General features: G+C 60.5%; 5 protein-coding genes. 1 reads left to right on the top strand and 4 read right to left on the bottom strand.

Translation table 11 applies throughout. From position 1 onward, the window contains the following. Positions 1-67: 67 nt before the first annotated feature. Positions 68-1,132 (bottom strand): type IIL restriction-modification enzyme MmeI, encoded by a 1,065-nt coding sequence (locus ACLQ7E_RS05175; protein ID WP_411731504.1) that lies wholly within the window; start codon positions 1,130-1,132, stop codon positions 68-70. Between the two features lie 692 nt (positions 1,133-1,824). Here ACLQ7E_RS05175 and ACLQ7E_RS05170 point away from each other — a divergent pair. Continuing rightward, entirely contained in the window at positions 1,825-2,682 is an 858-nt protein-coding gene (locus ACLQ7E_RS05170; RefSeq protein WP_411731505.1) for a TIR domain-containing protein, read from the top strand. A 570-nt stretch (positions 2,683-3,252) separates the two neighbouring features. Here the strand turns inward: ACLQ7E_RS05170 and ACLQ7E_RS05165 are convergent. From ACLQ7E_RS05165 to ACLQ7E_RS05155, 3 genes are all read right to left on the bottom strand, one after another. Further along, complete coding sequence (locus tag ACLQ7E_RS05165) at positions 3,253-5,565, bottom strand: S26 family signal peptidase (RefSeq protein WP_411731503.1); 2,313 nt, start codon at positions 5,563-5,565, stop codon at positions 3,253-3,255. A 167-nt stretch (positions 5,566-5,732) separates the two neighbouring features. Continuing rightward, positions 5,733-6,359 (bottom strand): hypothetical protein, encoded by a 627-nt coding sequence (locus ACLQ7E_RS05160; protein ID WP_411731502.1) that lies wholly within the window; start codon positions 6,357-6,359, stop codon positions 5,733-5,735. Positions 6,360-6,878: 519 nt separating this feature from the next. Beyond that, positions 6,879-7,135: hypothetical protein (locus ACLQ7E_RS05155; RefSeq protein ID WP_411731501.1), on the bottom strand; the 257-nt coding region annotated here is incomplete at its 5' end.

Here is a 7,135-nt window from a genome sequence, read left to right as displayed (position 1 = left end):
GGATCCATCTTGGCCTATATCGGCCAAAGCGAGTTTGGACATAATGATTGGTTTCCTGGTTCTCGCCCTACGCGATCGAGCTGACTTGCTCTGTCACCGTGGTACCGCTCCAGCCTGACACGTAGGGCCCCAGCGTCTTGAGGATGTTGGTTTCGGAGGTGTAATGCTCGCCGTCCCCGCGACGGGCCTCCTTGCTCTTTACCAGCTGGAACATGGCACCGAAGATTGCGGGGGAGATGTGGGTCCAGCGGAAACGGCATGCAGCGAGAAGCGCGTCACGCATGTTATCCGTTAGGAATGTCGACGCTGACGTTCCGTCAAAGATTCCACCGTTGACGTAGGGGAAGCGGGCGAGTGTGTCGGGAAGATTCTTGCGGCGTGTCTCTGGGGTGTTGAGGACATTGAAAAGTGCCGATAGCTGAGGGCCGAGGTTATCGGCTGTGGTGTCAAACTCCACCCAGCGGTGGAAGAGGTCAGATTCCCAGAGGCCAGCATCATCGCCATAGAGCAAGAAGAGCAGCCGAGTCATGAGGACCGAGGCCTCTTGCGTGGCGAGGTCTTCATCTTCTTGGTTCGTTGGCGCATCGTCCGATACATCGATATCGATATCGTCGCCGGCCATTGCTGTGAAGATTCCTGCCATCAACCGAGCGGCCTGGATGGACGCTTCTTCTTCTTCGGCCTTGGTGATGGTTTCGTAGCCGGCCAGGAAGAGAAGCTGGTCCATGTGATCGGCAAGCTCGTCGATCGTAAAACGGAGCGTCCATGGTTCGTCGCCAAGTCGGTCTAGGCGGATCGTTTCGAAGTCGGTGACTATGACGTATTTAGGCCATTCGTGCTGGCCGATTGATCCGCCGCGTAAGTAGTCCAATGCTTGTTCGAACGCAGCATCAAGATTGCGGCCCAGACTTTTTGCTTCACCCAGAGCGACACCTGACCAGAAGAAGTCGATGTACCCGTTCCCTCCGGTGGACGCCCGGGTAGCATCGCGCTCGAAGAGGTCAATGCGTTCGGGAATGATTTCGAAGGAACGCAGGAGATCAGACCAAAACTGTTGGGCGAAGGATTTTTCTGTATGGGTCTGCCCTGTTTCGCGCCAACCATCGATCCTGGTACGCCAGGCCAACGCCATTGAATTTAGACGCTTTCGAATGACGGCACGATCTATTGCAACAGACTGCAAAATTCCCCCTAGTGGTAGTCAGATCAAGACTACTGGGGCGACAGGATGAAAGTGATTTGAGACGAAACCTCACGAGACTGCAAAGGCCAAAAATGATCGGTTCTAGGCCTGATCGACCTGATTTTGGGCAGACTTCTCCCTACCCATCAGCTAAGTGCGATTTTCGCTTACTTACTCTGCTTGTTCCTCGCCTTGGCCAGGCGGACAGCGCGGCTGTTCACACGGTCCGAGACCAAAGGAAGCAGCCGGATTACAAAGTGTCCGGCAGCGGTCAGCAGAGCAGGTACGAACAGGTTCCCTGCAGATTCTGCGAAGATTTCCAATGCGCACCCTCCCCTCAGGGTGATGTCCAACCTAGTGGTTGGACGGTGACCGCAGCAGATTCGCTGCGGAATCAGGAATGAACGAGGGCATAAAAAAGGCCGGTCAGAGAGACCGGCCGAGATTGCCAAAGCGTTCAGATAATAGAAAAACCTGATCAATGATCAGGTTTTTTGCGCACAACTATCGCACAAGTCACTCTAGCAGCTTTTGAGTGGGTTTTCTATGCGCATTTCAAGATCAGAATGCGACGAGGGTTCACCGAAGCGACAGCAGCCATAGCAAATCAGACAAGGTGCTCTGTTCTGGACGTGTTTCACATGGCCTTACGGAACTCACTTATTGTTGACGATATGACGAACTTTCCCCGTAAACCATATGTATTCATCGGTTCCTCGGCAGAAGGCCTCAAAATCGCACGGTCGCTGCAAGCCGAACTCGAAGAAACGACGAACTATTTGGTCGAACGTTGGGATGTCGACACTTTTGATCCCGGAAGTTTCACTCTCGAATCACTGGTCCAAACGGCCAATAAGATTGATTTTGCAATCCTTGTTGCTACCGGCGAAGATACCGTCACGAGTCGAGGCACGGAGATGGCGGCAGTTAGGGACAACATTATTTTCGAGTTTGGCCTATTTCTCGGAGCGCTGGGACGTGAACGCGTTTATTACCTCAGCGTCGATGACGCAAAGCTGCCATCTGATCTTTTGGGTCTAACGAGGCTCACTTACCGGACACATCCGGATCGCAGCATTCGGGCTGGACTAAACAGTGCCGTCGTAAGGGCGCAGGGCATCATGGACAAGCTAGGCCCCCGCGCTGAAGATCCGATTGTGGAGAAGGTTGCCAAGGAAGCACTGGCTATTCACCCGCCGGCTACACCCGATCTCATGCCTGGTGCCCTGGCAACTGTTCACAGAGATCAGACGCTCAAGGCCTTAGAAGAAGAGATCAAGTGGCTCTGTAGCAACGCAACGGATCAAGGGTGGTCCGTGATCAAGCGAAATCAAACGCTGCTCCGTTTACGTTCACCGAAAGGCAAGGACTTCACGCTCGCACGCAATCGCCCGGCTAGTACCCGAGCTGAGCTGAGAAAGTTCGTTGCCGAACTACGAGCCAACGGGCTACGTGTCAACCGTGCGCTGCAGGGTGCAGTTGAGGATTCACCGTTCTAGCGAGGTGAGGTTCCCCACGCGCCTTCTGCCATCTCAATGTCACAGTCAACGCGAGGGGAATAGCGCTCAAACCCGGCCACTTACCGAGAGCACCCGTAAAGGTCGCTGCACCTTGGCTTCGTCCCTGAGCAGTTTGGAAGATGTGGCATCGCGCCACAGCACCACCAGGGTGCCTCCCGCAATACTTGTAACTCGGCCCTAGAAGGATACCTGATCATCCACAGTCACGCTTTCGCCGCAGTCGTTCCTTATCGCAGACGTGATAGCGCAGTGCTGCCGCCTGTGGAATGACAGGATCGCCGCCTGGTTCAGAGTTTCATCAAAGGATCGTTTCCCAGTAGGTTCCCACCGACCCCCGAAGTGCTTTTCTATGTCCCGGTTTCCAAGACCCCAACGATTCCGAGCAAACGGGTGTCAGCTAGATTTTCCGCCCTGAGCGTCATTTTCCGAAGGCGAGTGCACTGGGTATCCGAAGTCCTCTGCACTGAACTAGAGCGCCCACAAGGGGAACCTCCACTGGGACACACGAAACTGGCCGGACCGGCCGGACGCCCCCTGCATTCGTCTTGGTTAGAAATCCCTGTCGATCGTTCCGGTTTCGGTCACCGGTGCGATGGAGGATGGGACGCCGGTTGTGCTGGTGACGGAGGACTTCGGCGTCCACACCATCGCGACGGCCGTGGTGGAGGTACGGAGGCTGCCGGTCCCGCCGGTGGGGGCACCCAGCGTCACGGTGACCACGGTTTTGGGGACCCCGGCGGTGGTGATGGTGGTGGCCGTCATGGTGGCGTTGAACGTGATGGTCTTGCTGTTCTTGGCGAAGTTGCCCTTCGTGTTCACCGACCCCAGATTCACGGTGCTGCCCGGCCGCTGGATGTCCACGGTGTCCCCGCTGTTGCCGGTACCCAGACCCTGGACGTTGCCGTCGCGTAGCCGGAGGGTCACCGGCAGGGAAGCGCCTGTCCATCCCGGGGTGACGGACGCGAGGTTGACCTGCTGGCTGTAGGTGAAGCTCAGGGTGTCCCCGGCGTCGACCTTGCCCAGGGCCCCTGTGCCGTTGGCGGCCTGGACGTCCGCGGCGCGCAGGGGGCTGTTGTCCACGCGCCGGCCGGTCACGAGGGCGGAGATTGTTTCCTTGCCCGCGCCGTCGGTGAGGACGGCGCGGAAATCGTACAGTCCGTCGGCCACGGTCCGCGTGTCCCAGTCGCAGGTGTACGGCGCCGCGGCCAGGGTGCAGCGGGTGGTCCAGGTGTTCGTCCCGGCGGGCGAGGACTGGATCTTGACGCTGCCCACGCCCGCCGTCGAGTTCGCGGCCGCCGTGAGGGTGGTGTTGCCCGTCAGGTAGGCGCCCGGATCCTCGAGGGACACTGAGGACACGGTGTTGTCCACCACCCTGTTGGCGATGGCGGCCGACGTGGTGCTGTTGCCCGCCTGATCCTTGGCGACGGCCCGGAAACTGTAGGAGGCGGAGGCAATGGCCGTGGTGTTGAACCGGCAGGAGTAGGGAGATTCGGTGGCCGTGCAGAAGGTTGTCCAGGTGCTGGTTCCCGTGCGGGCGTACTGGATCTGCACCTTCTCGATGCCCGAGTGCGCGTCCGCGGCCGTGGCTGCGAAGGTGCTGGTGCCCCGCAGCGGCGTGCCGGGATCATTCATGGTCACCGTGGGTGCCAGGTTGTCCACCAGCACGTCGGTGGCGGTGCCCGAATAGGTTGACGTGCCCCCCGAGACGGCCACAGCGCGCAGGTCGTAGGAGACGTTGGAAAAGCTGCCGGTGGGCCAGGCGCATGTGTACGGGGCGGAGGGCATCTGGCACAGCGTGCTCCACTTGTTGGCTCCCTCCACGGAATACTCCACCCGAACGGTGTAGGCAGTCCCGCCCGGGCTGTTGAGGGCGGCGGCGAGATCCACGGTGCCGCGCACAACCTCGTCGGGCACCCCGAGGTCGACCGAGAAGGTGTTGGCCACCGTGGTTTGCACCGTGGCTGATGTTGTGGTGAGGCCCGTGTTGTCCGTGGCAACGGCCCGCAGGCCGTAGGCACCGTCCGGCACGGACTGGGTGTTCCACTGACACGCATAGGGTGCGGCCGTCTGCGTGCACAGCGTGGTCCACGCGCCGCTAGGTGGCAGGTACTCGATGGCCACGCTGCGGATGCCGGTTTCACCATCGCTGGCTTCCGCGGTCAGCGCGATGCTTGCCCGGACCGTTGTTCCGGGGCTGGTCATGGTGACCGCGGGCGGTGTCCAGTCCGCTGCCGCGGCGAACGTGTTGGAGGCGTTCGCGGTGGAGTCCGTGAATGCCGCCGACGAGAAGGCCGTGGAGGTGGCCAGCACCAGGAAAACCAATGCGGCCAGGATGCCGAGTGCGGAACCTGCCTTCCAGCGCCGCGACAAGTCACCTGGGGGAGGGCCGCCGTCGCCTTCTTCCCCGTCGTCGTTTTCGTCGTCTTTATCGTCCTTGAGCGGGCGGGTGCCGAAGACGGCCAGGGCGATGGCGAGCAGCGTCAGCACGCTCCACCACGCGAGCGCGACGAGGTTCCCGCTGCCCAGCCAGAGTCCGGGGAGCCCCACCGCGGGAACCAGGAGCCTGGCTTGCCCGGTGATCTGTTCGCGCTCCAACGGGGTACTGTCCACCTCGAGGTTGGCGTCGCCCGCGGTGACGAAGGTTCCGTCCGGATTTTCGGCAACGATCCGGTGCAGCCGGGTCTGCTCGACCCCGCCGGGTTCGGCCTCCGCCGGGCTGGTGAACTGCACCACGCCGCCCACAGGGACCTGCTGTGTGGCGCCGAAACCGGCCGCCAGCACCACGTCGCCGGCGCTGATGTGAGGTTCCATGGACCCGCTCTGCACCACGGTGCCGTGCCAGCCCAGCAGGGCTGGCAGCATTGCTATCAGTGCAAGGCTTAACAGCACGCCTAGATACAGCCGTGAGGCAATGGACGCCAGAAACAGCGTCCAGCCGTCAGCTGAAAACAGCGGGTCCCACCGGGAGGTTTTCCGGGCGGCCCCGGGTTCCTCCCGGTTCACAGGTTATGACTACCGTGGCCGTCCGGCTACGGTGCCGTGGGGGATTCGTCGGACTGGAGCTCCCACACCAGGTCGAGGCCCACGCGGGCGCCCTGCAGGGCGTTGATTTCGTCCTGGCTCATGCCGGTGGTGTCAAAGCGCCAGGTGCCGCGGTAGCTTCGGGTTTCGCCGGGGGTGCCCGCTGTCGCCCAGGGGGTGCCGCCGGTGGAGAAGTCCCGGTTTGCCGCCGACAGCGCGGCGAGGGTCATTTCCGGGATGTTGTTGGTTTCAGACGTAAAGCCGGTGCAGTCGTTGAACGAGCCTCCCGTGCCCTGCTCCAGGTCGAAGTAGATCCGGTTTTCGAGGCCCTTGGCGCTGATCAGGTTCTGCGTGTAGGAACGCACCACTCCCGGGACGTCGGACCCGGAGGTGACCACGATGCATTTTTGGCCGGTCTGGCCGGGGACGATGTTTTCCACCGTGAAGGCGGCGGCACCCAGGTCGTCGTCGGTGAGGACGACGTTGCCGGTGCTCCAGGCGCTGCCGGCGTTGCGGGTGGAGGCGGTGAAGGCGGCTTGGGAACCCTGCCAGACCATGGTCCCGGCAATCAGGATGGCCAGGGGGGCGGCGCCGAACATGGCGATCTTGCGGATACGTGCGGAAGGGGTTTTCATGACTGTTGCCTTTGTCTTGGGAATCAAACTCATTGAATGACTTGCCCGGATCGCCGGGCTGGCCGACCCGTCTCTCCCCAAGCCCCCAGTCGCTGAAACTCCAAATTGTATGGGATTGGCTACACGTCTGAGGGTAGCCGCTATTTTCGCGGCCTGCGACCAACCATGTCCTGTCAAGATCCGCGAGGCAATGTTTCCGCAATAAAATGAATCACGGTTGGTAGGCCGCTGGGTTTCGTTAGCCGGCCCCCAAGACCGGCTACATCAATCACTATCCCGGGGATTCCCCAAGATCACGGCTTGGTATTGCACAAGATCATTGCAATGTTTCGGCAGGGGCCGTGGACCAATCTTGAGCATGACTTGCGTATTTTTAGCTCTCTTCCGGGCGATCATGCACCCGTGGGGGCTAGCCCTGCGAGAGAAAGGAATCTCTCGTGTAGCCATTCCGGTTGAGAAGCCGCTGCGGGGCGGTGCGTTTCTCGAAGTCGGGCGACTGGCAGTCCCGATACGGTTTGGCTAGTCGCCCCCAGAATTCTCATCGTTCGCCGCTTCCTCTATCCAGTCGATTGCCTGATCCGAGAGAAAAAATTCCTCTGCAATATTGTCCGCAGCCCAGGATGCTTCTGCCGTGGGGTGGCCCGCCACGGCCGTGATCTGATCCAGAATGCTTGGCGGCACAACGTCTCCGTTATTGTCGATCAACCATTGCCGGGTCGAAGAGTTCAGAAGTGGCCACCAGTTCTCAATGTTCATGGCCTCATTCTGGCAGCAGA

This window comes from Paeniglutamicibacter sp. (assembly GCF_046714615.1).
Lineage (GTDB): Bacteria > Actinomycetota > Actinomycetes > Actinomycetales > Micrococcaceae > Paeniglutamicibacter.
Note: the sequence above shows the minus strand (reverse complement) of the source record. Positions and strands in the feature narration are given on the sequence as shown.

Bases quoted from the DNA above. Each gene is read 5' to 3' on its own strand.
- ACLQ7E_RS05175 (WP_411731504.1), bottom strand. From the start codon at position 1,132: ATGGCGTTGGCCTGGCGTACCAGGATCGATGGTTGGCGCGAAACAGGG.
- ACLQ7E_RS05170 (WP_411731505.1), top strand. From the start codon at position 1,825: ATGGCCTTACGGAACTCACTTATTGTTGACGATATGACGAACTTTCCC.
- ACLQ7E_RS05165 (WP_411731503.1), bottom strand. From the start codon at position 5,565: ATGCTGCCAGCCCTGCTGGGCTGGCACGGCACCGTGGTGCAGAGCGGG.
- ACLQ7E_RS05160 (WP_411731502.1), bottom strand. From the start codon at position 6,359: ATGAAAACCCCTTCCGCACGTATCCGCAAGATCGCCATGTTCGGCGCC.